Below are 24,873 nucleotides of genomic sequence, written 5' to 3' on the forward strand. Positions count from 1 at the left end.
ATGTATTGTGTGGGATTACCCACCTGTTAGTGTTAGTCTTCAAATACGTCTGCTTCATTAATTCCTAACGGAGAAAGCGTGGATAAAACAGAGCGTTTTGTTACTCCATTAATCAGGATGCAGTTGTCTTTAACCTGATATTCAAAATCTATTCCAAGATTGACTAATTTGGTTGAAACCTCACAAATTAGTTTTTTGTTTAATGTTGATATTCCTACCATATTTTTGTACTTTTCGCAGGATTTTCGCCTGCTGATTAAATTTATGCTACCATTAAATCGCTCATGTATCTTTCGTATTCGTTGTATGTCTTTAGGTTCATTTCGTAAAGTTCGAACTTACCATCATTCTCTTTGCATATATAATCTGCAAGAATACCGGAGTTTTTTGTTATGAATAAGATACCATCTATACTGGAAACTTTGATTGCTTTAGGAGTATCTTTTGAAGGTAAACCGTAGTGACCGCGGATAACTTCTTGAACCTCATCTATTCTGTTGTAAGTGTAATACAATGAATAATCTTCTGTTGATAATCCTTGTATAAACTTGATTTTGCTGGAATCTTTATTTATTTCTTTCATTGCTCTTGTCTTTTAATTGTTAGTATTATTGGTTTCTTTTTGTATTGTAAAGATACTCATTTTCAGGGAGTTAACCAAAATAAAACAATCTAAAAACTTTTACTTAAACTTTGTTTAACTTATTGTTTTACAGCCGCTTAGTTAATCAGCTTAAATTCATACACCCAAACAAAAGGATTCCTTTCCCATGTACCCTTTCCTGAAACTTTGTCTATCAAGAACGAAAAAGCTTGTTGAGCTACATCTGTTGACAGGTATCCTCTTTTTGTGTGAGGAGTATGATATATCTTTATTCCATCATTATCAGTATATGCATGTATAATTCCCTCTTTCATGCAATCTTCATCGGATATATCTTGTAGGCGTTCAACCTTGATTCCGGTAATTTCGATATGGTGGGGCATAAGGTCAGCTTTCACAAACATTTTATTTCCCCAACCGGGATATAATTTAAGTTCAGGCAATATAGAATCCAAGTATTCTAAGTAAGCTGCATTTCTCCCTTTTCTATGAAATCGGTCAACATCCATATAACTTTGTGCAACGGCAACGACTTCGCCAAGTTCATATTTCGGTTGGATATACATTGGGACAAAATCATCGCAGTCCCCATCATACACTAGCATCTCAACAGATAGACGAATATCCTTTGATCCAGTAACCCTAAAACCTCTAACTGGCTGCCCTTTATATGTTTCTGGGCGAATTATTCTTCTCGTCATAGTCTTTCGACCTTCCAATACGGCTTGGGTTAAGCCAAATTTATCATTGAACATTATTTTCTTCATGATTATTCCTCCCATTCTACTCTAACTGTAGTTATGTATGTAATATCTTTTTCATTAACTTTCATACGCATGGCTGTTTCTTTTGAGTTGTAAACCGCTCCAATACATCTTTCACTGACTGTTTCATATATATTTATCCATCCTTCTTTCTTTATTCCCACCATGCATAAATCTTTTGGATGGTCTTTTTCTCCATCAAAAAAAATCCCCTCTTTATTATAACAGACAGGATATTCATCGCTATTGTCAGAGTCTTTAATTAGGGCAACAAGAGGAAATCTTTTGTTATCTGCGTCAAAACATACAATTCTAGCTCTAAATCCTTCTCTTGTGCATAGAGGCGCACCTGCTTTTGCTTTTTCTAAATCAAATGGTTTCATAATTTTGTATTTTATATTAGTTCAATTGCTTTCTGTATTCCAGCTTCCAATGCTTCTTCGTAGGTGTCCCACTGACCACCATCGTTAGGACCTTTAAATATTCCATCGGTTATATGAGTGCCATTGTCAGCTTTGCATATATCATATCCATAACCGCAAGCGTTTCTAATGATGGAAATATGTAGGTTATTTGTTTCACGAAGCCATTTCTGGGCTAATGATTGTGTTGGGAAATGATAATAGTTAAAGCCTTTTTGCAATAATATATTCAAAGTGTTTATCGTTATAAGTTTATCTTCCATTTTATTCCTCCTTTTCTTTAAAGTGTTTGATTAGCTCTTCTACGGTAGCCTTATGACTACAATGAAACCATGCTGCCTGTACACTCTCTCTAATATTTTCTCGTGCATAATTGATGTCATCGTCAACGCATATAAACCAACTATTTTCAGGAGGATATACAAACCATTGTGAATCGTCAGTATCGTCTCTCAATGCAGCTATTGCCAAGAAAAGTTCTTCATTTGTTCCGCAGTCAATAAAACTATCGTCTAGTGGTACATTATAAGGAACATATTCACCGTCAAGGGTTGTAATTAATTTGCTATCATCAGTTATTTGAAAAGGGTTGCCATACTTTTTATATCCCAACTCCTCCAACTTCTTCCGAAGCTTCGGTGTGTTTTTGCGTATAAAGCACGGTGTTGTAAATCCCATAGTTATTCGTTTTTAAGTTCTTTCAATATGCTATCAATCAAGCCGTCTATTTCCTGATCGGATAGAAATTGCTTACCTGCGTCCTTTTGCTTCTGAAGTTCAACTTTAAGCCTATTCTCTATCCTTTTCAACGCTGTACAAGTGTTCTTATCAGGATAATACCAAGCGATGGAACTGCGAATAATTGCTTTAATATGATCTAATTCTAAGCTCTCCGGACAATGTTTATCGAGAAAGCCTAAATCTTCTTTGATTAGTTTCTCATACGCCTCTTTACTTATCTTTATGCTCATATCTTATACTTTTTCCTTCTTTACCAATTCAACTTCTGTCGGCTCTTCATCTTCCCATTTTACTTCGGGAAATAAAGAAGAGTCTAGCTTATAGAAATCATGGGGATTGTCACTACATAATTGCCAACTTTCCGAATACTTCACGGGTTGCTTTTTATAAAGATACAAATCACCATCTTTATCTCTTGCTATATACATATTAGTCTCCTTTCTCCTTAATCCGTTCTAGTACATCTCTGTTGGCTTCCAGTATTTCATCGAAAGAAGGGATTGGCATCCATCCTATAACTTTTTCTTTGCGAGATTCAAATACCTCCATCCCAAATGCTTTTAAATAGGTACATTGGACTATTTGGTATCTTATTACTTTCGTACAAGGTGTAATATATTTCATAAGAATAAGCACTTCTTGGGAATCTTCTGGCAACCGCTCCTTAGTTTTTATCCACGGGGATTGCTTGGTTCCAGCCTCATAACCTTTTGCATACACTTTTCGTAAATAGCACTCTATTACACGAGGTTGGTTTATCCGGTTAGCCAATAGGCTTACTATATCTTTTAATATCATACTATTTATTGTTTAATTTTTCTTCAAACTCCGCAATGATGCAATCAGCATCACCGCCATGTACCCAGTTTTCTAAAACAGAGGAAAGGACCTCTATTGATTGCTTTGCATGCCATTCAGCACCTTGAATGAAATTAATCTCCCCAAATTGTGCCAAGTTCTTACCTGATAAAGTGCGATCAGCTGTTCTGTGATTAAACAGAATATTTTCTCTTGCTGCTTCTTTTAATGTCTGTTTCATAATGATAGTTTTTTAATGTCATCTACTGATAATTTATCCTTCCCTTTGGCATATTCAAAGAACCCTACTACAGGACATACACATTCGGGAATAGTATAATCATCTGTTTCAGGTAACGTTACCAATATACTAAGTCCTACGCCATTGATATATTCGCAAGAAACGAATTTATCAAAGTCGATATATCTTTGCGCCTCCTTAGCTATAATGTCACAATTCTTTCGATATTCATCATAGCTTTTGATAGTACTATTAATAAATTTATCTATATTCATTTCTGTTTTAGTTATTTAGTTACTATTGTTCTATCACTCCTTACCACTTTCATCTTAGGCTTCTTAAACTGTTTGTCGCATGATGTATAAGGAAGCCAATACGATCTATCTTCGTAATAATCTAAGTCGATAGGAACAAGATGAAATAATTCGTGATCGAAATCTACCCCTATCAGCATACATTCAATATCTACTTCTGGGTGCTTTTGATGCCAGATAATGATCTCACTATGTCGATAGGAGTAATGAATAAATTGATTGCGGGTCATGATTAGATCATTTTTCGTTTTTCAAAAGAGTAAGAACTTGGTTTATCTTCCGCAGATGGGCTACTGTAGAGGTAAAGGCGTAATGGTATTCACTGTATTTGCTCATTTCTAAATTGTTTTACTCTAATTAAAATACACCTCCATCACAGGCATTAAGAATAGTTTCTACTATTCTATCACTTTTCATTCTTCCATTTTCGCCCACTCCATCATTATCATCCTTATCAAGTTTCAAGATATTTAAATTTCCATCAGCAAAGAGAATCAGATTCTTAGGTTTCTTTCGCATTAATTTCTTTAGATCTTTAATCCATTCCTCTTCTTTCTTCGTTAGTTTGATTATTTCCATAATGTCCCTTTCTATTTTGTTTTACGTTAACCTTCTACTGTTTTAAACAGAGTAACTATCTTAATCCATCTCTTACGCTCACCCAAAGCCTTTGCAGCTTCCATTTGAGCTTGTTGATAATGACAATGCGATTTGTCGAGAATGCCATCAAGCCAATATTTTTTATATTCCTCTGTCCGGTAAGCTAATCTGAAGGTCTCCGTGAATAAAACGTTGTCTATTTCAAATTGAACAAAGAAGTTGTCTGTTTTAAGCATAGATGTTCCTTTCTAATTTGTTTTACGTTAATCAATTGCAGGTTCATACGTGTAGTATTTCCATCCTTTATAAGAGTTTTTCCAATTACAATAGTCTGATGCATCTTTTTCTTCAAAAAATACAGCTACGTTGTGTCCGTAACAGTCATACACTCTATATTTCTTCATATCTCTTTTGTCTTTAATATGGGTTTATACAATTTTTCAAAGCGTTCTCCCACTCATCCTCTGTTATTTGGATCATATCATCATAAAGATTAAATCCTATAATGTAACATCCTCTCTTATAGTTATTTTCGATATATTCACAATGAAAATATCGAGATTCTTTATCAAACATACCTTCAGGAGTTAGTTGAAATATCTTCTTTCCTTCCTTATACCACCTGTGAGGGATTTTCTTGTTGAAATGTTTTACAAAAGTGCTCATGTCTATCTTGTTTTGAGCCTAATTAGGCTACATAGTTAATACTAATTTCTCCTTTCAAAACTCGTTCTACCTGCCTGTCGATTATCTCTTGAAACTCTATCTGGCAGATAAGAGAGCAATCCGGTATAATTTCTTCCACTGGGTCACCTCTCCACGTTGGTAGTTCATCCAAGAAGATACGCCCGTCTTTATCCTTCAGGCAGGTAGCTCCAACATCACGCTCAATCTGCGCCATTTGAGCAAATACTTCTGGGAAGTCCTTCCGAATTTTGTTCCAGTAGCCCATGCCACCTTTCACACAGCCGATGCAGTTGTTGTTATTGTATCCCATCCTGTACATGGCGGGGATTTCAATACCGGCTTTCCAAAGCATCCCCATTGCATCAGATTTCGTTATCTGCTTGTCAATAAGCGGAAACAGTGGCTTTGTGTCTGGATACTGCTGTTTCAAGCGGATAGCCCGGTTAATCTCTTTTGGATCGTAATCGAATCCCCAAACTTGACCGTCCCAAGAACCAAGTTCTTTTTCCAACCTGTACCGAACTTGTTTCTTCAATTCGAATGTACAAGCCGCACCAGTCGGACCATTGATATACCGTTTTTTAGTCAGTACATCCTCTACATTGATATACTTATCGCTGCGAATGGTGTATATTGGCTGATTGTACCACTTTTCACAATCTGCCAGGAATCGGGCGTTATCAGGATGACCGGAGCCAGTTTCAATGTAGTAGAGTTGTACATCTTCGTACAAACTCAACGCTATTTTACAAGCTACTGCGGATGTTACACCGCACGAGAACCACGCTATTATCATTTGATTTCTTTCTGATTTGTTTTTCGCAAATCCTTGATAATTCTTCAAGAACTTGCAAGGTTTTACTCTAATTGATTCGTATATACTTACCTGCAATATCGCAAGTTCTTAATATATCGGCATTATCTTCACCGAAAGCGATTAGGATACTGCCGCAACCGGGCGAATCTCCACGAGTCCCATCAGGTCGGAAGAACCTAATCCGGTTACGTAGAAATTTCATAGCTGTTGCTTTTTCAAAGATGACATCTTGGAACATCTTACTATCGCAGCGGTTGAATAGTAGAGCGATGCCGTTACCGTGTTCTGCCAGACGTTTAACGAAACGTTCTATTAGAGGACGGGAATAAGGAGGATTAAGCCATACTCTGCCAAACCATTCTTTTGATAAGCCATCATCATTCTTGTTGTACATTTGTGTAGCTATTTGCCAAAGCGGTTTAACCGGAGCGCATGGATCTAAATCGAACTTTCCCAATGCGTCTATAATTTCCTTTGGCGTGTACCATTCATCAGTGGTATTAGCCGATTTTTCAAAGGTTGTATTCATTGAAAATATTTTAATTAATTGTCCAATTCTTCTATTCTTTTAAAAATTTCATATACCAGCTGGGGACACATGGAATTTCCGTAAGCGTGAAACACCTCTTTTTTCAGTCGAGATTTGCCATACATTTCAAGTGATCTATCGGAAAACCCATAATCCACGCTACAAACTGGTGGTTGACCAGCCCACGTAGCCCCAACCGATAAAGATGTTCCGGCAAACAGCCTGCGCTCCTTGACAATCGTCTTGCATACATCGGAGAAGAAAGATTCTCCCTCCGGTAATCGGACGCTGTCGGAGTAAGCAACCAGGTAACACCTGGCTCTTCTTTGGGGCGCGCCTGCGTCTGAAGCGTACATAATCTTCCATTCAGCATTGTACCCCAATTCGGAAAGCGAATGGAGGATTTTTGCAAAATCTCTTCCGTTGTTAACTCTTGTGATATTGGCAACGTTTTCTGCAACAACCCATCGTGGACGGATTTCATCAACCGCCCGGCACATGTGCCACCATAATCCGGTCCTTTCTCCTTCAAGTCCGAGTTGTCCTTTTCCTCCCATCTGCTTTGCCTTACTTGCATCTTGGCAGGGGAATCCGCCTGTAAGGATGTCCACTCGGTTTCGCCAAATATTGAAATCTGTTTTGGTAATATCTGCATAACTTGTACCTTTAAATCGTTTTTCCAAAAAGCTCCGGCAGAAATCATTTATTTCACAATGAAACAGATTTTTCCAGCCCATCCATTCGGATGCAAGTTCCGGAGCTCCAATGCCACTAAATAATGAGCCGTGAGTTTTCTTCATTATCATTCATCGTTTAATTAATTGTATCCATCAAGTGGTCCGCTATCGCATACACCACCAGGTAAAATAAGATGTTCACTCCTAGGAGAAGGAGGGTGTTTAGGAGTATTCTCATAACTAATCCAACTTCTCGTTACTTTCGAAAATATGAGCAAACGTACTTTTTTCATCTGATAGATCGAGCCCAAGTTGTGAAGGGTGACGTTTGATGTAATTATAAAATGCGAACATCTTCTTGTCATCGTCACCGCAGCGGTCTACCAACAGCCGGATGAAAGCCAGAAGACAATCGGAGTCGTTTCCGAAGTTTTCCTGTGTGGAGAACTGTGTTTTATCCACATCTTGTTTCAATTTCCGGATCGCGGCTATTGCTGTGTTGAAATTGCGTTTCGCATCGTGGCGTAGCTCATAGCCTTGCTTTCCCATTTCGCTTCTCAAATCATAGAGAAGGGTTTCCACGACGTCAGTCAACACGTAGGTTAGGTTGAGCGTCGTATTAAGATTTGTTGTTCCTACTAACATGATTTATGATACATTTTTCAATTCCACTTATGCGCCATGAACTTTTCGATGGCTGCTTTACTTTAGTGTACAACGAGCATCGTTTGCATATAGGCTTCAGATGCCTTCCGTCGTAATGAATACCGTTACAGATTACTGGATAACTTTGGAGTATCATCTGTTCGGTTATTGGTATTGTGATTTAGTAGGTAGATAACAGGTCTAAGAATATGATATGTATCCCTGTTGAGTACCACTTCTTTTTCAGTTAATTTTCTTCTTGTTCTCATTGCTCTTATGTTTTATATGTCTCTGATTTACAGATGTAAAGTTACTTAATTTGTAACTTGTAAACAAACGTTACTTTTCTTATTTGCATGGCTTTAGATTAAATTAACCTGTTGAAAAGGAAACGCTTCCAATGCGATTTGAAGCTCTTTCAATTGCATCCTTGTTGCCACTTTCTACAAGCTTTTTTTCTTGCTCAAGATATTCTGCATATGATATACTATTGCTACCACGTTCCTCTATCTCTTTTTGTCGCAAAATTTGATATTGTTCACGTTCGTACCGTTCAATTCCTTTCCGCCTTTCTGAAATATATTCAAGCATAGCACTTGTTATCTTCATAGGATCAATGGCCCCGTAAAACCTCCCATATTTGCCAGATTTAAAACGAGCTATGAAAAAACATATTTCAGCGGCATTGATATAATAATACTCCGAAAGAAATATTGCAGCCAATTCCTCAAGTTGAGTTTTGGCTATCTTTGTAGATACCTCTGCAAAATCATTCAACGTTCCAAATTGAATTTTAAGCCACTCTAGTGGTGTTTCATCCCCATAAGTAGAAGCCAAAAGCCCCAAACTTGGTATTTCAAGATTTAATGCTAAATCTGCATGAGTAGCGCCACATCTTACAATTTTAAATTGCAAGTCTGGATTGTAATCAAGTATGAATTGCGCTGGATCAGGGTATTTTGTCAATAATGCCCTCTGCTTCAAGTTCCTTTCTCTTTTTTGCGGCAGCTTCTCGGACGGTTGTAGAGACTGCAAGAACTGAATCAAGTTTTCGCTGCTCGCTATCTTGTTGGTTTTTACTAAGCCTTGTTCCATTGTAGTTCCCTTCTAAAATCTTAGTAAAATTCGTAGGTCTGAAAATCCAATCAAAATCACATCGCCAGTTTTTATCATTCCTACCTAAAAGAAATGGAGATTGAATAATATTGTTGAATACATCCATAATTGCTTGTTTGTCATATTCTGACACACGAGACTTTATTGATTTTTTCCTTTTGTCAGTCATGGATGACACTTTGGGAAGTTTGCCATCAAACATCTTATTGAATGTATCCATTAAAGCATTATAATCAATTATCGCATTTCTATTAGACTCTTTTTCATCCCCATGGGGGATTATAGGGGGAATATCTCTTATTCCTTTTCCTTCTCCTATTATAGGCACTGATTGTTCCGTGATTGTTCCGTGATTATTCAGTGATTGTTCGGTGATAAAACTATGTATGTCTTTTTGGGCTCTGTCTATCAGCTCTTTAGGTATGTTCAAATCTTCGGTATTGGGTCTGTTGATTACTTGATGCCGAGTAAAGTTAGGCAGATATATGAATCTTTCTTCGTTGTAAGAAAGCAGACATATAAATCCATTTGTTACAAGCTCTTTTATCCATTTTTCAAACTGTTGTACCTGGATCTGATCATATGGAAAGACTTTAGATTTAAGCCAAATAGAGTCACCTATAACCACTCCTATATCATCGGAAAAAGACCACAATCCAATATATAAGAGCCTGGCATCACGACTTAAACGTCCGATCTTTATATCATCCCAGAATTTGGGTTTAATAGAACGTATACGTGCCATGCTTGTTTGTAAATAATTGGGGTTTAATCATAACTTGATAAAATAAGCTCTATATTTTCATTGTTTCTATATTGTGGAACTCGGAAACAACTACTCATACAGAGCTGACTTATATTTTCCTATACGAGAGTTCCACCAATCGCATCAATTATTTTCACGGTGTAAAACTAATCAAAAGTGACGTAAACTCAATCACTTTTGAGCTATTATTTTTCCGTGATTAACTTTATTTTAATATCCAGCCTTATTTAACCGCAAAGCTTCCTTTTCATAACTCAATAGAGTACGTAATGCGTCTAACTGATGAGTTGCTGAAGCGTTAAGTCGATCTAGTCGATCCACTAAGAATGATTCGTTTTCTGCAATACTATCAAGTAGGGCATTTTGCACTTTTGCAGACAAGCAGTTTTCCTGCGCTATCTTAATAATGGTGTTTTGTATTTCATCCGATTTTCTTTTGCGGAGCATTCTTTTTGCTTCTGCAAGCATTTCACCGGTTCTTACTACATATACCATAGTTGCCGCAATCCTTTCCTGTATTTCTGTAGGGTTGTTTTGGCATGTGATATTCAGGAATCCGCTTATTTCTTCTATTTCTTGTATGATAGGGAGCAGGGGACAGTCTTCTATTTTACAAGCCCCTGTACCATCATTTTTCGGGCAGTATTTACAGTTTATTTCCATAATGATGTAATATTAATCTTTAGGTGAAAATTCATATTTGATCTCTTTATCGTCAAGTATGTATTTCTTGAATAACTCATTTACATCTATTCCGTTATGTTCCAGATATAAGATGTATGTATAGAAAAGAGCAGCTGCACTTCCTTCTGTCAAATACATATTCGTTTGGGTAGCGCGTCCGGAACTTTGAGGATTTTCTACCGATAGCAGGTAGGCATCTTCTTCTGTATGCGCAACGGTAACAAGACGGTGTTCTGAAAATTCGCACCGGACCATATCTGTGATTGCTACTTTTTTTGCAGATTCATTATCAAATCCAATGGTAATTTCACCAATGTTTTTATTTTCTTCCATAAGAGGTACTATGCTTTTATAGAGTCGTTAATGTATAATACCAACATTTCTCCTAATGGATGAAAACACTTAAGACCATTAAAAACAAGTACTGCACTCATGCCGCTGTGACCTTGCTTGGAGAACAAAGACCGGCATATTTCAAATCTTTCCAGTTCTTTTTTAGAGGTATCATTCAATACTGCAACCAATTCTAACCAGCAGTCAAGTTCCATGCCATGATAGAGATCATTCAACCTGATAGGAACAATTTCATTCCATAATTCCAAATATTCTTCCGGAATAATGCCTATTGCACGTTTTCTGTAATCTTCGGTTAATTGCGGAATTTTAGCCTTAAACTCCGCTTCTTTACGGTCATACTCTTCGTGTATCTTACGGATATATTCATCGTGTTCCGCTTTTGACTTACCAGTCACTTTAACAAACACTTCATCGAGAGAATCAGTAGAATACAACGCTTTCTCGTTAAATTCACCATAACATGGTGCATTGTCCTGCAATTCTTGATATGCTTTATCAAGATTGATTCCTGGGTAAAATTCAATTTTCTTCATTGGTTTCATTAAAATAATTAATCATATCTTCATATTCTTCACTGGATATTTCTTTATAGAAGGTGATAATACAAAATTCCAGAGAATCACCTTGCACAAACTTAAGTCTTTCAAGTATATTAAATCGTCCATTATCAGTACAGCATACTGCATGACCTGTTGTTTTACCACGTTGGTAAGTATAGTAATAGTACTTTTCCATTTTATTTCTCCTTCTTTAATTCTTCAATAAGAGCATCAGCGTTTCTTACTGCTGCCCTTGCCAGTTCCAAGGATGTTGGATTAGGATCTATTCCCTCAACAATGGGAGCGCATAAAAGCCCTTGCATGGCTGATTTTGCTATTTCATAGCGTCTCTGTTCCCAATCAATATTATCAGACATTTCTTGAAGTATTTCAACATCATCAAAACTTAATTCAATAGGATTACCGTAACTATCACACTTATCAAGTCTGACACGTGCGTAATCAGCAATATTGATAATTTCTCCAGTTTCTTTTACTCTTACTTTCATAACTATTCTTTAGTTTTAATACATCCGTTTTCAATACACCAGCAAAGCATCTCGTAGGCTGCATTCAATGGATTTTCTGCCAATTTAGAAACAAATGGTTCACATATTCCTATCTGATAACTTATACGCCAAGGTCCAGCAAAAGTAGATTCAATGTGCAGCTTATATTTTGCACCAAAGTCATTTATGTATCGCGGTAACTTGCCGAGAATATCCTGCAAGGTGTAAGTAGGAATTGATTCATACGACATAAACCCACAAGTTTGAAATGCCTTATGCAAGCTCAAAAACCATTTACCTTTTGATTTGTCATCAATACGGATTCCATGCGACACTCTCGCCCAATACATACTTGCATCACTTGTGTCCAATCTAAGTTCCTGTAAATGTTTCATCTGTTCGACTGATAATACTTGTTTTGATTTCATAGTTATTCCTCCTTATTTAAATCTTCACAATGCAACTTATAAGCATAGGCAAACATCTTCAAAGTAATAGGTTCAAAGTGAAAGTCTGCCTGCTTGCCCTCTACCACAACAGAGACACACAAATCTCCATCACAAAAATCAATATATGCCACAGCATCATCATTTCCCTTGATAGAAAAGGTTTGTGTCTGTACGCTATCCATGGTTCACCTCCTTCTCTTTAATCCGTTCTAGTACATCTCTGTTGGCTTCGAGTATATCATCGAAAGACGGAATAGGTAACCAGGCTTTTATTACGCCTTCATCGTAAAATAGATGAGGATAATCCCTAGTTGATACAAACTTATTCCATCTTTTAAAGAAATAAACTTTCTCAACGACATCACCGTCAGTAACAAAGTAATACCCATCCTCTTCCGGCAACCGCTCCTTAACGCTTATCCAAGGCGATTGCTTTGACTGCCATTGTGCACCTTGTCTGAATGCCTCTTTAACCAACCTCATTTCTAAGCTATTATCGTATTGGCATTCATAACAATCTTCTGCCGCTTCTTTTGCTGCTTCTTCCAATGTCTGTTTCATATTACTCTGTTTTACGGTTTTCTCTTAATATTTCTTCACTGACGGTCGTATTAGAAATTGTATTTGCATTATTGGGTTTGCAATACAAACACATTTGGGTAAAAGGTGAATATACCCTGCCACACTTCGGACAAATCCAACCTTGCTGCCCGAACACTCCGTTATACGGATTAACTGCGCTTGATTCTTGTTTCATAATTTGATATTTTAGTTATTTCTTATGGTTAAGTCGTTTAATAGCGTCCTTTTTGGAATATGCCATAACTTTCTGTCCTTTTATGGTAAACTCTCTTAACTCTTTAACTGATGACTTAACTTTATAGTCAGGATTAAAAGTCATTCTTTCTCTACGATTCACAGAGTATGGATCGTTACTTTGTACTGCTGCGCACATCGCTACTGTTGCCAGTAACATTTGCTTCATTTTACTCATATTCGAATATTTTTTAAGAACTATATATAACTTCAAACTCCCATAGAGCAAATATCTGATTATCATTAGTCTCTACCCGATTCCAATCAGGTATGATTTTCTTTACTTCAACTTTTTGCCCGTTCTTTAATAATCCGATCATTTTTCTATATTTATTAATTACAAAATCATTTTATACACTATTTTTCAACTCTATATTACCTCGAATAATCAAGGATGATAGTTGTTATTTCAAATTGAATGATTCACTTAGAACCACTTAAAACCGGTAAAACAGTGACAACCATTTTCAGATTGTCACTGTGTCGATTGGCATCAACTTAATGTGTGGGACGAATCCCCTGACACTACTTTCCTACTTAGTTAGCTCCCATTCGACTAGCGTAATCAAAGTGCTCGACCTGATTACGGGAAGAACGAGAAACCTTTAAGCTATTCGATAGCTCGATTTTCAACTTTTCGTTTTCAGCTTTTAACCGATAACACTCCGCTCTGTATTGAGAGCATTCTGTGAATGACTTTAACATTGCGAGGTATTGGCTTATTTCTACTTCAATCATTACTTTATAGTTTATATTATTATCTCATTATACTTCCATTTAGACGCTGTGTAGTTCTTATATAGTCATCCAGTAGTTCATGAAGGATGAAATCCGGATAGACGTTTACAACACCAAAACGGTCTATGTTTACCTTATTAACCGGATATCCCCTTTTCTTACATAGGCGTGTGGCATCATTGCCGAGTTTCGCAATGTCACTTACATAAATAGGAAGTTTATGCCTCTGTACGTATGCAGACATAGTGGAACATCCATAATTACCGATACACTTTGAAGACAATTTCTTCATCTCTTCTTCAAGTACGCTTAATCTTAGTTCTGTCGACTTAAGCCTTTTTTCTTGTTCGACATTGGTCTTGGCTAACTGAAATATCAGTTCCGCCTGACTCATTTCAACGGTTGAGTTCAAAATATTGTCCATTACTCTAAATTTTAATGTTCTGATTACTCGGTTATCTCTTTAATTGAAAGTTCAGGGAATCTATCACCTTTAGCGTGCATTGACATTACATACATATAGCAGAAATCAGCTGCCTGTTCGTATGTTTCGAACTTGAATGTTACGCTTGAACCTTTCTTAGAAACTTCGTATTTCATTGTTTTATATTTTAAAGTGTTAGTTATATCTTAATCACCTACGTAGCGTGAACCGAATCTACCAGTACTATTCACATTGTAATAAGCCGATGCAGGAATGTTCTTGTTATTGTAGCCTTCGTGCATTGTAGCCTTAGCAGCTTTGCTCATCGCTTCTTCTCTTTCTGCCAAGAATTTATCAGTTCTTTCCTTTACCGCTTCTACTGTGAAGTTAGCTTGGAGTTTTGCAAGTCTCCATGCTGACTTTAAACATTCACCAAAGGTCTTACCTTGCTTCTTACCTGAATACTTGTAGTTTCTGTGAGCGTTCTTGAATATTTCTGATAAATTGTAGCGTTTCATATTCTTTTTATTTATGAGTTATTTTTGATGATGTAAAACTACATTATAATGCCGTATTTACCAAACAAATACAGCATTTAATTGCCTATTTAGCTTTAATTAACGATATTATAATGTCGTACTATCATTAAAATACTACATTTGCATACATAAAACTTAATATTATGGAGCTAAGAGTAAAAGAAATTACAAAATCAAAGGGACTTACAATGCAGCAACTTTCTGAAAAGTTGGGAGTTACTCGTGATACATTAACAAGGAATGTGAACGGAAATCCTACCATTGAGACCCTTTCCAAAATAGCAACCGCATTAGAAGTACCTATATGGCAACTATTCGCGTCTCCGGAAGAAGTGCAACTCCCCTCAAACGCCCATTCTATCAAATGCCCACATTGCGGAAACGAGTTCCCGGTTAGTGTGAATGTTGAACTTAAAACACAAAACAAAGATTAATAACTAAATAGCCATGAAATTAAAACTATGCTTCATATCAATTCTATTTGTATCAGTATTACTATGCTCATGCGAAAGTCCAAAGACTGAAAATGACGAGCAAGTATTGGAATATGATGTGATCGAGATTGACTCTTGTGAGTATATAATGGTTCAATCCGAAACGTATCCTTGGAAGAAAGTAACAAGTATTGCTCACAAAGGAAACTGTAAGTATTGCCAAGAAAGACGGAAACATGAATTTGACAAATAATATAAGCCATGAACCGCATCAAGCTCACAAAGGAAGAAAAGGCAACTTTGCTTAATGTTTCCAAGAATGGAAGCAAACAACCTCGTGAGCTTTCACCGATAGCTTTTCACTTTGCTTTATCCCTGTTGCAGGAAAAAGGACTTGTAGAATACAAAAACAATTACGATGAAGTGCTGGAAGCCAAACTGACTATCAAGGCTAAAGCGTACTTGGAATGCAACCCAAACCTAAAGAATCCGGTTCCATGGAAAGATATTGTTTTGATAACCTTATCCGCTATAACTGCCATATCCACTTTTATAGCCTTGTTTATCAGTTGCTCAATCTCATTAAGTAAATGATATATGAAACGAATAAAACTCACTAAGGAGGAAAAAGAAACACTTAGGATCGTTGATAAGTTCAACGGTAAATGTCCTTGCGTATTTCCTTTGCACGTCTACAACTTGTCCGTCCGATCACTTGAAAGGAAAGGATTAGTTAAAGCCGCATATCTGGAAGGTGGAGCAGTAGAAGATGCCAAAACCACCGATGAAGGAAAACACTACCTTTGTGAGAACCCCAATTTACGAAATCCTATCAACTGGACTGTTATCGGAGTAATAGCCGGGATACTTTCTCTTATCGTGTCTGTTATAGCCTTATTTATAAGCTGCACCGCGATGTATAGATGAATAAGAGGGATGCATTTGCATCCCTTTATTTATATTAGCTAAGAATTAATAAGATTAATGATCCCTTGCCTGCCAATTCCGGTAATCTTTCTATGGTAGATAATATGACCGTTGTCAGCAACCTCTTGTTTTATATCAAACCAACCAAGCGTAGAGTATTTGGTGTATGGTACCCACGTCTGATTAACTTTGTATTGCACTCCAAGTTCTTTTAAACGGTTATTAAGTTCAATTGCCGATTTAAGCCCTAATTCTTTAGCAACTTCCGTACATGTATAGGTCTTATTGACATGAGTTAGCACAGCTACCTGTTTCTCTGCTTCAATGCGTGCCGACCGTTCTTCTTTTAGCTTAGTGAGAAGTTCAATGCCGAAATCTGGATTATTCAATATCTGGTCAATAACATTGTCGGTAGCATAGATACCATGCTTGCGGATAGATGGAAGAACTTCGCCACATACCCAATCTTGAAACTGTTCAGCATTAGGAAGATTACTTCTCATTATTAACCTATATACATCCTTTTCCGGAATATATACCATATTAGTTCCACCAATTCCGTTTCCATGTGGGCAAAACACCTTTTTGCCTGATTTGCAATGTCTTTGTATTGCATCAGCTGTATCAGAATATCCCAATGCAGTTGCTACGTCCTTTGCACAAAACAAAGGTTCTTCACTTGTTCCGGCTACTCTAACTTCACCAAACGATTCATTCTTAAAAATCTGAATGTTGTCCATAATAATGTCTTTTCGTTCGAGGACGTACCGCACTTCTTCATGCGGAGATAAAAAGGCGAAAGCCATGCAGGGGGTTGTGACCTACACAGCTTTCTATATCTTAATCCTCTGATTAATTCTAATTTTAATAAGTACAACCCAACGCATTGCAAATATAATAATAATTTTTAAAAGTGATTATACGATCAACAATCAACATATTCTTTTAACTATTTATGCTTTGCTTCTCAAATGAAATTGCTAACTTTGCATTAAAATGCATATATTTGAATATGCAATTATATAATTAGTAACCAAGAACCCTAAACAAAATGACAAAATTTGAACAACAAAAAATCATAGAAATAGTACTTTATATCCTTAATAAAACTGGGGGTATGGACTATTATCATTTGTTCAAGATATTATATTTTGCCAATCAACGAAGCTTGGTTGACTGGGGGCAACTGATGATAGCGGATAAATTTTGCGCTCTTCCCCATGGACCAGTACCAACAATTTTGTATAGTACAATACAAGGGCAAAAAAGCGTTCTTTCAAAAATGACAGATGATGTTCATGTTGTAGATTACTATCTATTATCTAAACGTGAACCTGATATGGATTATCTTTCACAATATGATAAAGACACTTTAGATTTATGCATTTCCAAATACGGGAAAATGAGTTTTAAGGAGTTGGAAAAAACTTCTCATACAACTTGTTGGCAAAAAGCGAGAGACAAAAAGGGAAATCATGTTATTGATCCGGGGGATATTGCCCTTGATGGAGGAGCTAATGATGAACTTGTAAAATATATTAATGATTCAATAGCATTTGATGAAACCTTCGGAAATTAAGATAGGAGATGTGTTTTGCGTTACGATGAACAAGGCCAATGGAGTAGTACCCAAACCCGGAGATGCCAGTCGTGATAAATTTTTTGTAGTACTTGGCTTTGATAACGATGGAAACGTTTATGGTGGTGTCATCTTTAACTCCTTTATTAATATGAATCTGCCACCTAATGTACGAGCAATGCAGCATCTTATAAAAGGGGAAAGTTATGATTTCCTTTCATATGATAGCTACATAGATTGTTCTTCAATTAAAATAGTAAAGAAGAACAAACTTCTTAAAAGTACTAGTTTAGGCACATTGGAGGAGAAAGATATTACTCTTGTTTGTGATAAGATAAAGAGTAATTCTCGAATCAATAAAGCCGAATTAAAAAGATTCGGACTAATTGATAAATAAAGCCAGATGTAATGTCTGGCTTTATTTATTCCAATGCAGTAATAAGGCAGATTAAAAGCTGAAAACAAAATGTCAAAGAACGATTTGCCGAATAGGAGCTGAGCCAATCGACACAGGTTTTATTTGTCTAAACCAATTTGTCTGGACAGCATCTCGCATAAAGCTTCTAGCTGTCCCAATATATATGGTTTTATATCCTCACTACAGTTACTTGTAAATGCAACAAGATTCTCTGATAGCTTATGCCATTCTTCTAACTCATTCGGTTTCATAAGTCTCAATCTTTAAAATTTGCGAAACAACCATAACTACATGTTATTCAAATAATCAGTTACCACTTTAATGAAATCGTCAAGAGAACGGCAGACAACATATTTATTCCCAGCCGCTTCACATTCCTTTTGCCATTCTTTTTGTACTGTTCTTTGGTACTCACCTGGCTTTTTCATTTCTATACACAAAGCACCGTAGAAACGATTACTTTTAAGAAGTATCAGATCTGCAACTCCCGAAAGCATCCCTTCTTCTTTCATGTATGCCCCGTTTCTAGCACTTCTTCTTGCTGCATTAGGAACAGCAAATAAGATGTTTCTTAATTGGGGGTATTGGAGGCGAAACCATCTAATACAAGATGCTTGTATCTTATGTTCTTCACTTTTCGGCTTTCTACGAATATTGGTTCCGCAATATTTAGCTTTCATTTCTTCGTATGTCATAATACCCTAGCAAGTTTAAAATCAAGCAACATCAATAACTCATTGAATTTCTCTTCATACCAAAGCGGCTGTGTTTCTTTGGGATTATTAGGGTTGACTTGGTTCTCACCATACGACAGACCGGATTCGGTTATGGATTTGAAATACTTATCTCTACCTTTTGATGACTTCCTTTTCATATCACATAAGATACCTTTCTGAATCGCTCTTTGATTAAACGACTGTGCGCTGATAGACAAACCCGCTTCTTTGAGCAATTCAGTAGCGGATTTAAGTATCCCATGTGACGGAGTATAATCAGGTGTCGGAAGTCCAAGAGGTGCAGCTACTTTACTAATTAAAGACAATTTAGAAGAATCATTTAGATTAAGCACTTCGCTTACGCCTTTTACCCATTCAAGGCCAACGCGGACTTTAGTTGTTAGTGATGGTTCACGTTTGGGTTTGTTCTGGTTTTCGATTACTTTCCGGACGCTTTGGTGGAACACTTGACGATAAACCTCAAACACAGGACGGACTTTTCTCGCGATGAAGAACTCCATGCAGGAAACTGTAAGTTTGTACTCATTTGTCGGTCTGCCGCCTTTGGGGTTTTCCCCATTTTTGGGGGAAACTTGATAATCAACACCTTCAATAAACTGACCACCATCTATCAACTCTCTAACGGCATGGTCTTTTCTTGGATAAACCAACATCCAAACTTCATCGAGATTGATTGGAAACTCATTGTCAGATTTTGACAGTTCAAGAACTGCGTTAAAATAACGCTTGATTTCGCTTTCGCTACTCTCTTTAGATAAGATTAAATTCGTTGCCATATATTTTAACTTTGGCTATTATTTATTTCTGGACGCTTCCAAAACTGGAAGGTTTGTTTCCGTTGGTATGTATATCACAGTTTTATCATTCAGATTGCTTTGCTGACGTACCCACAAATATTGAATATATGCAGGGGTAATACTTCCATTCTCAATTTTAATCGCTTCAGCAGCACCTTTGGCGCGTTCGATTTCTGCTTGAGCGTTCAGTTTTTCAGCTTCCAGATTAGCTTTAGCTTCTTCAATCTTTATTTTACGGTTTTGTTCAGCTTTAGCAAATTCTGCCTTTCCAGACATTTCTTGTTGCCAAACGTTATAATAAGGGATGGCAACAAAGCATCCCGCAACAATTGCGGCAAATATGATAGCCGCCAGAATTCCAAATTTATTCATAATTTCTAATATTGGGTTTTATAGAGCCGCCCAAGGGTCATTTCTGTATTGTAGTTAATTTGTAGTAGATAGCTTATCACATAGAGAGGAACAAATAACACACACCGTTCCTCTCTTTTAAACTAATCTTCAATTATCGCCCAATCTGGCAAATATTCTTCACTGTCGCTCTCCTTCATTAGTATCTGATTTATTGTTAGGGATTACTTTTGTTTTACCGCCAGTTTTATCAACGATAACCGGTTTACCACCTACCGTGGTTTCAGTACATTGCCCTTCAGGGAACTTATTAATAAAGCGAACAACTTCTTTATCTTCTGTTGCGTTACTTTCTTCTTTGGCTTCATAAGGGAATACATCTACAATCGAAGTTTCAGCTACCATACCGATCTGATAATCTGCCATTGTCCCCTTCATGCCTTCATCTAACTTTTTGACTGCGTCGCGCAAGTCGGCTGCTTGTACCAGTACTTGGGTGGAAGTCTTTTTCTCTGCACCGCTTTTTTCGTCAAGGGTAATGAAAATAAGTTTGCATTTGAACCAGCGGTCGGCACTTTCTTCGTCACTTGGAAAAAGTTCGCTATAGTTGGCACGTTTGATATCCGAAACGGTAAATTCCCCAGAGATAAACGGAGTCATCTCCTCGATGATTCGTGCCTCTGCTTCTGTAAAACTAAGTGCATCTACCAAATAAGGTTCCGTCACTTTCTTCTGCATTCCGTTTTCCATTACTTTTTCATAACGGATTTTACATTCAAACCATGTATGCATTGCCATAATTAATCCTCCTTTAAATTTTTGATACTATCTTCAAGCATTTCATTTAAGCATGTTCCACCATTGTAGAATTGCATAATGTAGCTGTACGTCCCGTCATTGTTAGGAGTAAGGATTGAAATGTCCTGTGTATCCTCTTCTTCCTTGTCCTCAATGACTTCCCAAAGAACATCGTTGACCTCAATCACAATAGCTGGATAGGGATCATTTAACAATGCTTCTTTATAAGTCTTATAATATGCCCCTAACTCTATTTTAAGAGTCTTGCATTTCTGTTCACACCACCCTTCGACAGTATAATTATTCAAATCGACTTTCTTAATTTTGCCAATATGTCTTTCCATTTCACTCATAATTAACTTTCTTTTTTTACAATTTTACTAATCAAATTCTTTTTCCCGTTTTTTACGTCTACGATAAAAATCTAATATTGCGTCATCTCTGTCATTGAACATCCTTTTCGAGATCTTAACAATGATCCAAATGGATATAGCGAGTACAGCAATAAATAATATTCCACCAACAACCATATAGATACGTACTAAGTCTGTTAGTCCAGATTGGTTTAAATAATCAATTAGATCTTTCATTTCTATTTTTCTTTTTTCATGATGATTAAGCTAAAGGATGAACTCTTTACCAAAGGATTTCTCCAGTATCGTTTTTAGTTCATCGGAACCATTTTTGTACAGCTCCATGTCTTTTTTTTCACTGATTTGTAATATCCTCATTTTTTATTTTCTTTTTAAGTTTTTTACTCGTTTTCCTACATTGGCGAGCCTTATCTTGCTCACATGGTTTCTTGCAATATTTATCAATTAATTCAGCACTCTTATCAAGGAGCCGAATAAGATTTTGTATATCTGTTTTGCATACTTCCATTGCTTTTAAGTATATGTTTGAGAATCCAAGAGAAACCACCATATAGCCATCTATTCTGTTTACACAATAATAACCTATCACCTTTGGGATAGAATATAACCCACCCAAATCCTTTCTTAGAAACAATGAATTCGAATCCAAAATCATTTCGTTGAATAACGTCATATCCTAAAGATTTGATAGCGGGAAGGATTGTGTTTACAAATTGACTATAACGTTCTTCTCTTCGCTGTTTTACAAATTGTCCGTATTCTTTTCCTGTTTCACTCATGGCAAATCTATTTTATCAAAATCAATACCTTTTTCATTCATAAAATCACCAAGAGCAATGATGTTCTCACGGGTAGTAGTAACTTTGAACGCTCTCGTCAATAATTCAGGTTGTTGTGTCCTGGATTGACTAAAAGGTACTTGTTCGTCAGCTTTTTGATTTGCCATCGCAAACGGATTGACCGGACGTGTTTTGGCTTGTTCTGCTTCAACAGCTTTACGAGCTTCTTCCGCTTGTTGCTTTTCTTGTTCCGCTCTAATCTTAGCTTCTTCTGCTGCCTTAGCCCGTTCGCGTTGTTCTTTCAGGCGGTTTGCGTATTGAATAGTAGAAGCGATATTAAGCGTGTCCATATAATAAGTGCGGAGAACATCATAGTCTTCGCCAAAACCTTTCAGCGTAGATAGCTCGTTTTCAACCTTAGCAAATATGGCATCAATATCCGAACAAACAGACTTCATGCTTGCAGTCTTGTTCAGCCATTCCGGTTTAAACACCTTGTTGAAGTCCACGAGATTGGTGTTCATGCCATCAAAATAGGTTTTAATGTTTGCTTTCTTCTTTTCCTTATATTGCTGCTCGTTCTGTTTGACTACAGTATCAATCTTAGCGGAGCATTCACCAATGAGCTTCACCGTTTCGTTTACTACCTCCTTGAATTCTCCAAAAGGTTTCATAAACTCCTTCTCTATTTCAAGGCGTTTGGAGTTGAGAGCTTTTGCAGCTTTGTTGAGAGAGGCTTTATCTCTCTTTGCCTGATCGATATTGTCATCCGTGTAGTTGGATATATCATACTTCGGCAAATTCGCCATTACAATATCTCTGATTTGCTTTGCGTTGGTAGTAAGACTACCTAGCGTCTTTTCACTTACGACCAGTTCTAGGTCGCTTTCTTGAATTGCTAATTGTGTATCCATTGCTCTATTTTTTATTTAGTTTATCAACAATACGTTCTATTACCTCTGCATTATCTACCGAAAGCCATTCTTTAGCGACATTCCAAGCTATACTTTTAGATGCTTTGAAATTGTCAATGCGTGTAGAATGATGCGACAAACGTCCTTCGGTAGGCTTCAATCCTTTGTCGTGAAGTTCGCATAAGCCATTGTGAAAGAACGAACAATAATCATCGCCCGATGCAATTTGGATCATAGGAATTGGAATATCAATAACTCCCATTATCATTCCGGCTCCCCAAAGAGTGGGGAGTAACCGGTCGGAATAACCTGAACTATTAATTTCTCAATATCCTGCGGAGTTCCTAAACATGGAGTATGACATTGCATTTTACATAATGAACATTTACATTCACATGGTTTTCTACCTGTCTTTCGTATAATACGTTGGAGTTGAGTCTCTTTTATTAATAGGTCACCCATTATTCTATATCAGCTATTTGGTTAATAATATCGTCTGCCATACGAATGCGTTTCTCCATTTCAGCGAAGACTTTTTCATCAGGTAATATGCGTACAATATGAATAGGATCTATTTGAAAAGGATTATAAACGACAAAATCAGTTCTTTGTGCTCCAGTGCACATCATGTGAGCACAGCATTGGTAGAAGTATTTAGGATTCATTTCTAACAATGAGTCATTGTCATGAACATCGGATTTGTATCTCATAAATTTGCTTTGGTCAAGGCATTTGATTTCCAAACATAATTTGATTTGGCTATCTTCATCATAAAAGAAACCATCAGGACTACTCGCGAAATTAGGAATGGTAGGATGTTTGCATGAACCGACTTCTATAATATGCAAGCCTGTTTTTTTAGCATAAAGATTACGCGCATATTCCTCTTGCTCATTACCCCACTGCATTGCTTTGGAGTTTACATTTACTTGTTGCAAGTATATCCCGAATGTATAATCATCATTTATAATATCGGGATCCATAAATCTTTCACCTGCAATTTGATAAATATAAGTTTTGGCGGCATCTGAAAAGCGGTCATTACGACCACTCTTCATTAATACTCCGCATTCACTTCCTGTGATACAGCCTAATCGTTTTCTGTACCATTCAATTGTATGTTGGGCTTCCATTATAATAATGTTTTTTGAACCGGTTTGTCATTCGTGTTATTTTGAGACTGATTTACAGGTTGCTCCTGTTTAGGTTGTTCTTTTACTCCTGCATTTTTAAGAGCAATTTCGGCAAGCTTGTTTTTCGTACCTTTATCCGGGATTTCCTCATATTCTACATCCTGAATATCTTCAACTTCTTCCTTGGTTAAGAATCCCATTGATATTTCAGGACAATAGGCACGTTGCCAGAAAGCAGCCGCACGATAAGTAAGCATCAGATTGGGCATTGTAACCCATTTGCTTCCAGACTTTGTATACCACCCTTCCTTTATTGCCATTTCAATAGTTATCGGATCTGATTCAAGAACTTCTTTGGTAGAAAGTTCGGTGGCATAAGCAATACATTCAATATTATCCACATCAGTACCGTCGAACTCTTTTACAACGATTGTATTGCGTCTGTTTGTAGCATCCCACACTGTTTCATTGTATTTTACTTTACCAACCTTCCCTAGCGTTCTTTTCCGATATCTGAGTGAGGTGTATTTGCCACTCATATTAATGGTAGCGATAAGGAACTTGCTTGACCATGACGGGTTTCCCTTGACAACGTAGAGATTCTGCATTATCATTAACGGATTAGCATTCATTCTCATTGCCATATCAAGCGCAATCACACAATTTCCTGTATTTCCTTTATAAGCTTCAGGAACGATTGTACTTTCAGTGTACATCTTGGCCATGCGCTGCATGACCTCAAACTGTTTGACAGTTTGCCCTACAGGTGTCATAGCAAATTCTGCTGCCTGTTTAGCTTGAATAATTTGCAACTCTGTTACTTGATTGTTTTCTTCCATTGCTCAAATATTTTAAA

50 protein-coding genes and 1 pseudogene are annotated in these 24,873 nt (G+C 36.8%); 5 read left to right on the top strand and 46 right to left on the bottom strand.

Annotation, left to right across the window (positions count from 1 at the left end):
• Nucleotides 1–32 precede the first annotated feature (32 nt).
• The 33 genes from DWZ47_RS18975 to DWZ47_RS19135 form a co-directional block, all read right to left on the bottom strand.
• Nucleotides 33–221 carry a hypothetical protein gene (locus tag DWZ47_RS18975; protein WP_117514204.1) on the bottom strand — a complete coding sequence of 63 codons (189 nt, stop codon included), beginning with the start codon at nt 219–221 and terminating at the stop codon, nt 33–35.
• A gap of 41 nt (nt 222–262) precedes the next feature.
• Nucleotides 263–583, bottom strand: a complete 321-nt coding sequence (locus DWZ47_RS18980) for a hypothetical protein (RefSeq protein ID WP_117514206.1) — start codon at nt 581–583, stop codon at nt 263–265.
• 137 nt (nt 584–720) lie between these two features.
• Entirely contained in the window at nt 721–1,371 is a 651-nt protein-coding gene (locus DWZ47_RS18985) for a hypothetical protein (protein ID WP_117514303.1), read from the bottom strand.
• A gap of 2 nt (nt 1,372–1,373) precedes the next feature.
• Nucleotides 1,374–1,751, bottom strand: a complete 378-nt coding sequence (locus DWZ47_RS18990; protein ID WP_117514208.1) for a hypothetical protein — start codon at nt 1,749–1,751, stop codon at nt 1,374–1,376.
• Nucleotides 1,752–1,762: 11 nt separating this feature from the next.
• Complete coding sequence (locus DWZ47_RS18995) at nt 1,763–2,053, bottom strand: hypothetical protein (RefSeq protein WP_117514210.1); 291 nt, start codon at nt 2,051–2,053, stop codon at nt 1,763–1,765.
• A 1-nt stretch (nt 2,054) separates the two neighbouring features.
• Nucleotides 2,055–2,468: a hypothetical protein gene (locus DWZ47_RS19000; RefSeq protein WP_117514212.1), complete on the bottom strand. Its 414-nt coding sequence runs from the start codon at nt 2,466–2,468 to the stop codon at nt 2,055–2,057.
• A 2-nt stretch (nt 2,469–2,470) separates the two neighbouring features.
• Complete coding sequence (locus DWZ47_RS19005; protein ID WP_117514214.1) at nt 2,471–2,761, bottom strand: hypothetical protein; 291 nt, start codon at nt 2,759–2,761, stop codon at nt 2,471–2,473.
• 3 nt (nt 2,762–2,764) lie between these two features.
• Nucleotides 2,765–2,959, bottom strand: coding sequence for a hypothetical protein (locus DWZ47_RS19010; protein ID WP_117514216.1), 195 nt, complete (start codon nt 2,957–2,959; stop codon nt 2,765–2,767).
• 1 nt (nt 2,960) lies between these two features.
• On the bottom strand, nt 2,961–3,329 hold the full coding sequence (locus DWZ47_RS19015) for a DUF551 domain-containing protein (RefSeq protein WP_117514218.1): 369 nt from the start codon (nt 3,327–3,329) through the stop codon (nt 2,961–2,963).
• A 1-nt stretch (nt 3,330) separates the two neighbouring features.
• Nucleotides 3,331–3,570, bottom strand: a complete 240-nt coding sequence (locus DWZ47_RS19020; protein ID WP_117514220.1) for a hypothetical protein — start codon at nt 3,568–3,570, stop codon at nt 3,331–3,333.
• Nucleotides 3,567–3,845, bottom strand: a complete 279-nt coding sequence (locus DWZ47_RS19025; RefSeq protein ID WP_087318657.1) for a hypothetical protein — start codon at nt 3,843–3,845, stop codon at nt 3,567–3,569. Before DWZ47_RS19025 ends, DWZ47_RS19020 begins: the two co-directional genes overlap by 4 nt.
• A gap of 396 nt (nt 3,846–4,241) precedes the next feature.
• Complete coding sequence (locus DWZ47_RS19035; RefSeq protein ID WP_117514222.1) at nt 4,242–4,463, bottom strand: hypothetical protein; 222 nt, start codon at nt 4,461–4,463, stop codon at nt 4,242–4,244.
• A gap of 26 nt (nt 4,464–4,489) precedes the next feature.
• Nucleotides 4,490–4,720: a hypothetical protein gene (locus tag DWZ47_RS19040; protein WP_117514224.1), complete on the bottom strand. Its 231-nt coding sequence runs from the start codon at nt 4,718–4,720 to the stop codon at nt 4,490–4,492.
• 27 nt (nt 4,721–4,747) lie between these two features.
• Complete coding sequence (locus DWZ47_RS30435; RefSeq protein ID WP_158570389.1) at nt 4,748–4,888, bottom strand: hypothetical protein; 141 nt, start codon at nt 4,886–4,888, stop codon at nt 4,748–4,750.
• 13 nt (nt 4,889–4,901) lie between these two features.
• Nucleotides 4,902–5,150, bottom strand: a complete 249-nt coding sequence (locus DWZ47_RS19045; RefSeq protein WP_117514226.1) for a hypothetical protein — start codon at nt 5,148–5,150, stop codon at nt 4,902–4,904.
• 22 nt (nt 5,151–5,172) lie between these two features.
• Nucleotides 5,173–5,967: a hypothetical protein gene (locus DWZ47_RS19050; RefSeq protein WP_117514228.1), complete on the bottom strand. Its 795-nt coding sequence runs from the start codon at nt 5,965–5,967 to the stop codon at nt 5,173–5,175.
• A 67-nt stretch (nt 5,968–6,034) separates the two neighbouring features.
• Nucleotides 6,035–6,517: a DNA N-6-adenine-methyltransferase gene (locus DWZ47_RS19055; RefSeq protein ID WP_117514230.1), complete on the bottom strand. Its 483-nt coding sequence runs from the start codon at nt 6,515–6,517 to the stop codon at nt 6,035–6,037.
• Between the two features lie 14 nt (nt 6,518–6,531).
• Nucleotides 6,532–7,317 carry a DNA cytosine methyltransferase gene (locus DWZ47_RS19060; RefSeq protein ID WP_117514304.1) on the bottom strand — a complete coding sequence of 262 codons (786 nt, stop codon included), beginning with the start codon at nt 7,315–7,317 and terminating at the stop codon, nt 6,532–6,534.
• A 117-nt stretch (nt 7,318–7,434) separates the two neighbouring features.
• Nucleotides 7,435–7,839, bottom strand: a complete 405-nt coding sequence (locus tag DWZ47_RS19065) for a hypothetical protein (RefSeq protein ID WP_117514232.1) — start codon at nt 7,837–7,839, stop codon at nt 7,435–7,437.
• Between the two features lie 372 nt (nt 7,840–8,211).
• Nucleotides 8,212–8,823: a DUF6633 family protein gene (locus tag DWZ47_RS19070; protein WP_117514234.1), complete on the bottom strand. Its 612-nt coding sequence runs from the start codon at nt 8,821–8,823 to the stop codon at nt 8,212–8,214.
• The gene (locus DWZ47_RS30695) at nt 8,789–9,700 is read right to left on the bottom strand and encodes a hypothetical protein (protein ID WP_199488160.1); all 912 of its coding nucleotides are present in this window, start codon (nt 9,698–9,700) and stop codon (nt 8,789–8,791) included. Before DWZ47_RS30695 ends, DWZ47_RS19070 begins: the two co-directional genes overlap by 35 nt.
• Before the next feature lie 231 nt (nt 9,701–9,931).
• The gene (locus DWZ47_RS19080) at nt 9,932–10,384 is read right to left on the bottom strand and encodes a hypothetical protein (protein WP_117514236.1); all 453 of its coding nucleotides are present in this window, start codon (nt 10,382–10,384) and stop codon (nt 9,932–9,934) included.
• A 12-nt stretch (nt 10,385–10,396) separates the two neighbouring features.
• Nucleotides 10,397–10,738 carry a hypothetical protein gene (locus tag DWZ47_RS19085; RefSeq protein WP_117514239.1) on the bottom strand — a complete coding sequence of 114 codons (342 nt, stop codon included), beginning with the start codon at nt 10,736–10,738 and terminating at the stop codon, nt 10,397–10,399.
• Between the two features lie 8 nt (nt 10,739–10,746).
• Entirely contained in the window at nt 10,747–11,295 is a 549-nt protein-coding gene (locus tag DWZ47_RS19090; protein ID WP_117514241.1) for a hypothetical protein, read from the bottom strand.
• Nucleotides 11,282–11,497 (bottom strand): hypothetical protein, encoded by a 216-nt coding sequence (locus DWZ47_RS19095; protein WP_117514243.1) that lies wholly within the window; start codon nt 11,495–11,497, stop codon nt 11,282–11,284. The genes DWZ47_RS19090 and DWZ47_RS19095 overlap by 14 nt, the downstream gene beginning before the upstream one ends.
• A gap of 1 nt (nt 11,498) precedes the next feature.
• Complete coding sequence (locus tag DWZ47_RS31060; protein ID WP_233525075.1) at nt 11,499–11,810, bottom strand: hypothetical protein; 312 nt, start codon at nt 11,808–11,810, stop codon at nt 11,499–11,501.
• A 2-nt stretch (nt 11,811–11,812) separates the two neighbouring features.
• Nucleotides 11,813–12,205 carry a hypothetical protein gene (locus DWZ47_RS19105; RefSeq protein WP_147330790.1) on the bottom strand — a complete coding sequence of 131 codons (393 nt, stop codon included), beginning with the start codon at nt 12,203–12,205 and terminating at the stop codon, nt 11,813–11,815.
• 35 nt (nt 12,206–12,240) lie between these two features.
• Nucleotides 12,241–12,441 carry a hypothetical protein gene (locus DWZ47_RS19110; protein ID WP_117514247.1) on the bottom strand — a complete coding sequence of 67 codons (201 nt, stop codon included), beginning with the start codon at nt 12,439–12,441 and terminating at the stop codon, nt 12,241–12,243.
• Nucleotides 12,434–12,820, bottom strand: coding sequence for a DUF551 domain-containing protein (locus DWZ47_RS19115; protein ID WP_117514249.1), 387 nt, complete (start codon nt 12,818–12,820; stop codon nt 12,434–12,436). The genes DWZ47_RS19110 and DWZ47_RS19115 overlap by 8 nt, the downstream gene beginning before the upstream one ends.
• A gap of 1 nt (nt 12,821) precedes the next feature.
• The gene (locus DWZ47_RS19120; protein WP_117514251.1) at nt 12,822–13,016 is read right to left on the bottom strand and encodes a hypothetical protein; all 195 of its coding nucleotides are present in this window, start codon (nt 13,014–13,016) and stop codon (nt 12,822–12,824) included.
• Between the two features lie 15 nt (nt 13,017–13,031).
• Entirely contained in the window at nt 13,032–13,253 is a 222-nt protein-coding gene (locus DWZ47_RS19125; RefSeq protein ID WP_117514253.1) for a hypothetical protein, read from the bottom strand.
• 579 nt (nt 13,254–13,832) lie between these two features.
• Nucleotides 13,833–14,237 (bottom strand): hypothetical protein, encoded by a 405-nt coding sequence (locus DWZ47_RS19130; RefSeq protein ID WP_005676579.1) that lies wholly within the window; start codon nt 14,235–14,237, stop codon nt 13,833–13,835.
• 206 nt (nt 14,238–14,443) lie between these two features.
• Nucleotides 14,444–14,755 carry a hypothetical protein gene (locus DWZ47_RS19135; protein WP_005676581.1) on the bottom strand — a complete coding sequence of 104 codons (312 nt, stop codon included), beginning with the start codon at nt 14,753–14,755 and terminating at the stop codon, nt 14,444–14,446.
• A gap of 164 nt (nt 14,756–14,919) precedes the next feature.
• Here DWZ47_RS19135 and DWZ47_RS19140 point away from each other — a divergent pair, with 164 nt between their 5' ends.
• From DWZ47_RS19140 to DWZ47_RS19150, 3 genes are all read left to right on the top strand, one after another.
• A complete protein-coding gene (locus DWZ47_RS19140; RefSeq protein WP_117514255.1) occupies nt 14,920–15,210 on the top strand; it encodes a helix-turn-helix domain-containing protein in 291 nt (96 codons plus the stop codon).
• A gap of 261 nt (nt 15,211–15,471) precedes the next feature.
• Nucleotides 15,472–15,804, top strand: a complete 333-nt coding sequence (locus DWZ47_RS19145; RefSeq protein ID WP_117514257.1) for a hypothetical protein — start codon at nt 15,472–15,474, stop codon at nt 15,802–15,804.
• Nucleotides 15,805–15,807: 3 nt separating this feature from the next.
• Nucleotides 15,808–16,137 carry a hypothetical protein gene (locus DWZ47_RS19150; protein ID WP_117514259.1) on the top strand — a complete coding sequence of 110 codons (330 nt, stop codon included), beginning with the start codon at nt 15,808–15,810 and terminating at the stop codon, nt 16,135–16,137.
• 38 nt (nt 16,138–16,175) lie between these two features.
• Here the strand turns inward: DWZ47_RS19150 and DWZ47_RS19155 are convergent, their stop codons facing one another.
• Nucleotides 16,176–16,877, bottom strand: coding sequence for a phage antirepressor (locus DWZ47_RS19155; protein ID WP_117514308.1), 702 nt, complete (start codon nt 16,875–16,877; stop codon nt 16,176–16,178).
• 311 nt (nt 16,878–17,188) lie between these two features.
• On the opposite strand from DWZ47_RS19155, the gene DWZ47_RS19160 reads away from it, so the two are divergent.
• Both DWZ47_RS19160 and DWZ47_RS19165 read left to right on the top strand, forming a co-directional pair.
• Nucleotides 17,189–17,716, top strand: a complete 528-nt coding sequence (locus DWZ47_RS19160) for a Panacea domain-containing protein (RefSeq protein WP_117514261.1) — start codon at nt 17,189–17,191, stop codon at nt 17,714–17,716.
• Entirely contained in the window at nt 17,697–18,113 is a 417-nt protein-coding gene (locus DWZ47_RS19165) for a hypothetical protein (RefSeq protein ID WP_117514263.1), read from the top strand. The genes DWZ47_RS19160 and DWZ47_RS19165 overlap by 20 nt, the downstream gene beginning before the upstream one ends.
• A 119-nt stretch (nt 18,114–18,232) precedes the next feature.
• Here the strand turns inward: DWZ47_RS19165 and DWZ47_RS31065 are convergent, their stop codons facing one another.
• From DWZ47_RS31065 to DWZ47_RS19220, 12 genes and pseudogenes are all read right to left on the bottom strand, one after another.
• Nucleotides 18,233–18,385, bottom strand: coding sequence for a hypothetical protein (locus DWZ47_RS31065; protein ID WP_233525076.1), 153 nt, complete (start codon nt 18,383–18,385; stop codon nt 18,233–18,235).
• 36 nt (nt 18,386–18,421) lie between these two features.
• Nucleotides 18,422–18,829: a VRR-NUC domain-containing protein gene (locus tag DWZ47_RS19170; protein ID WP_117514265.1), complete on the bottom strand. Its 408-nt coding sequence runs from the start codon at nt 18,827–18,829 to the stop codon at nt 18,422–18,424.
• A complete protein-coding gene (locus tag DWZ47_RS19175) occupies nt 18,826–19,647 on the bottom strand; it encodes a hypothetical protein (RefSeq protein WP_117514267.1) in 822 nt (273 codons plus the stop codon). Before DWZ47_RS19175 ends, DWZ47_RS19170 begins: the two co-directional genes overlap by 4 nt.
• A gap of 18 nt (nt 19,648–19,665) precedes the next feature.
• The gene (locus DWZ47_RS19180) at nt 19,666–20,040 is read right to left on the bottom strand and encodes a hypothetical protein (protein ID WP_005676593.1); all 375 of its coding nucleotides are present in this window, start codon (nt 20,038–20,040) and stop codon (nt 19,666–19,668) included.
• A gap of 159 nt (nt 20,041–20,199) precedes the next feature.
• The gene (locus tag DWZ47_RS19185; protein WP_117514269.1) at nt 20,200–20,817 is read right to left on the bottom strand and encodes a DUF4494 domain-containing protein; all 618 of its coding nucleotides are present in this window, start codon (nt 20,815–20,817) and stop codon (nt 20,200–20,202) included.
• Nucleotides 20,818–20,819: 2 nt separating this feature from the next.
• On the bottom strand, nt 20,820–21,161 hold the full coding sequence (locus DWZ47_RS19190; RefSeq protein ID WP_147330791.1) for a hypothetical protein: 342 nt from the start codon (nt 21,159–21,161) through the stop codon (nt 20,820–20,822).
• A 36-nt stretch (nt 21,162–21,197) separates the two neighbouring features.
• Entirely contained in the window at nt 21,198–21,407 is a 210-nt protein-coding gene (locus DWZ47_RS19195) for a hypothetical protein (protein WP_117514274.1), read from the bottom strand.
• Between the two features lie 245 nt (nt 21,408–21,652).
• Entirely contained in the window at nt 21,653–21,970 is a 318-nt protein-coding gene (locus DWZ47_RS19200; protein WP_117514275.1) for a hypothetical protein, read from the bottom strand.
• A complete protein-coding gene (locus tag DWZ47_RS19205) occupies nt 21,967–22,884 on the bottom strand; it encodes a DUF1351 domain-containing protein (RefSeq protein ID WP_117514276.1) in 918 nt (305 codons plus the stop codon). The genes DWZ47_RS19200 and DWZ47_RS19205 overlap by 4 nt, the downstream gene beginning before the upstream one ends.
• 4 nt (nt 22,885–22,888) lie before the next feature.
• A pseudogene (locus DWZ47_RS19210) lies at nt 22,889–23,346 on the bottom strand (hypothetical protein).
• On the bottom strand, nt 23,346–24,017 hold the full coding sequence (locus tag DWZ47_RS19215) for a lambda exonuclease family protein (protein WP_117514277.1): 672 nt from the start codon (nt 24,015–24,017) through the stop codon (nt 23,346–23,348). The pseudogene DWZ47_RS19210 and the gene DWZ47_RS19215 overlap by 1 nt, the downstream one beginning before the upstream one ends.
• Complete coding sequence (locus tag DWZ47_RS19220) at nt 24,017–24,856, bottom strand: hypothetical protein (protein ID WP_117514279.1); 840 nt, start codon at nt 24,854–24,856, stop codon at nt 24,017–24,019. The genes DWZ47_RS19215 and DWZ47_RS19220 overlap by 1 nt, the downstream gene beginning before the upstream one ends.
• Nucleotides 24,857–24,873 lie beyond the last annotated feature (17 nt).

Source organism: Bacteroides sp. AF32-8BH, from assembly GCF_003435205.1.
GTDB lineage: Bacteria > Bacteroidota > Bacteroidia > Bacteroidales > Bacteroidaceae > Bacteroides > Bacteroides ovatus.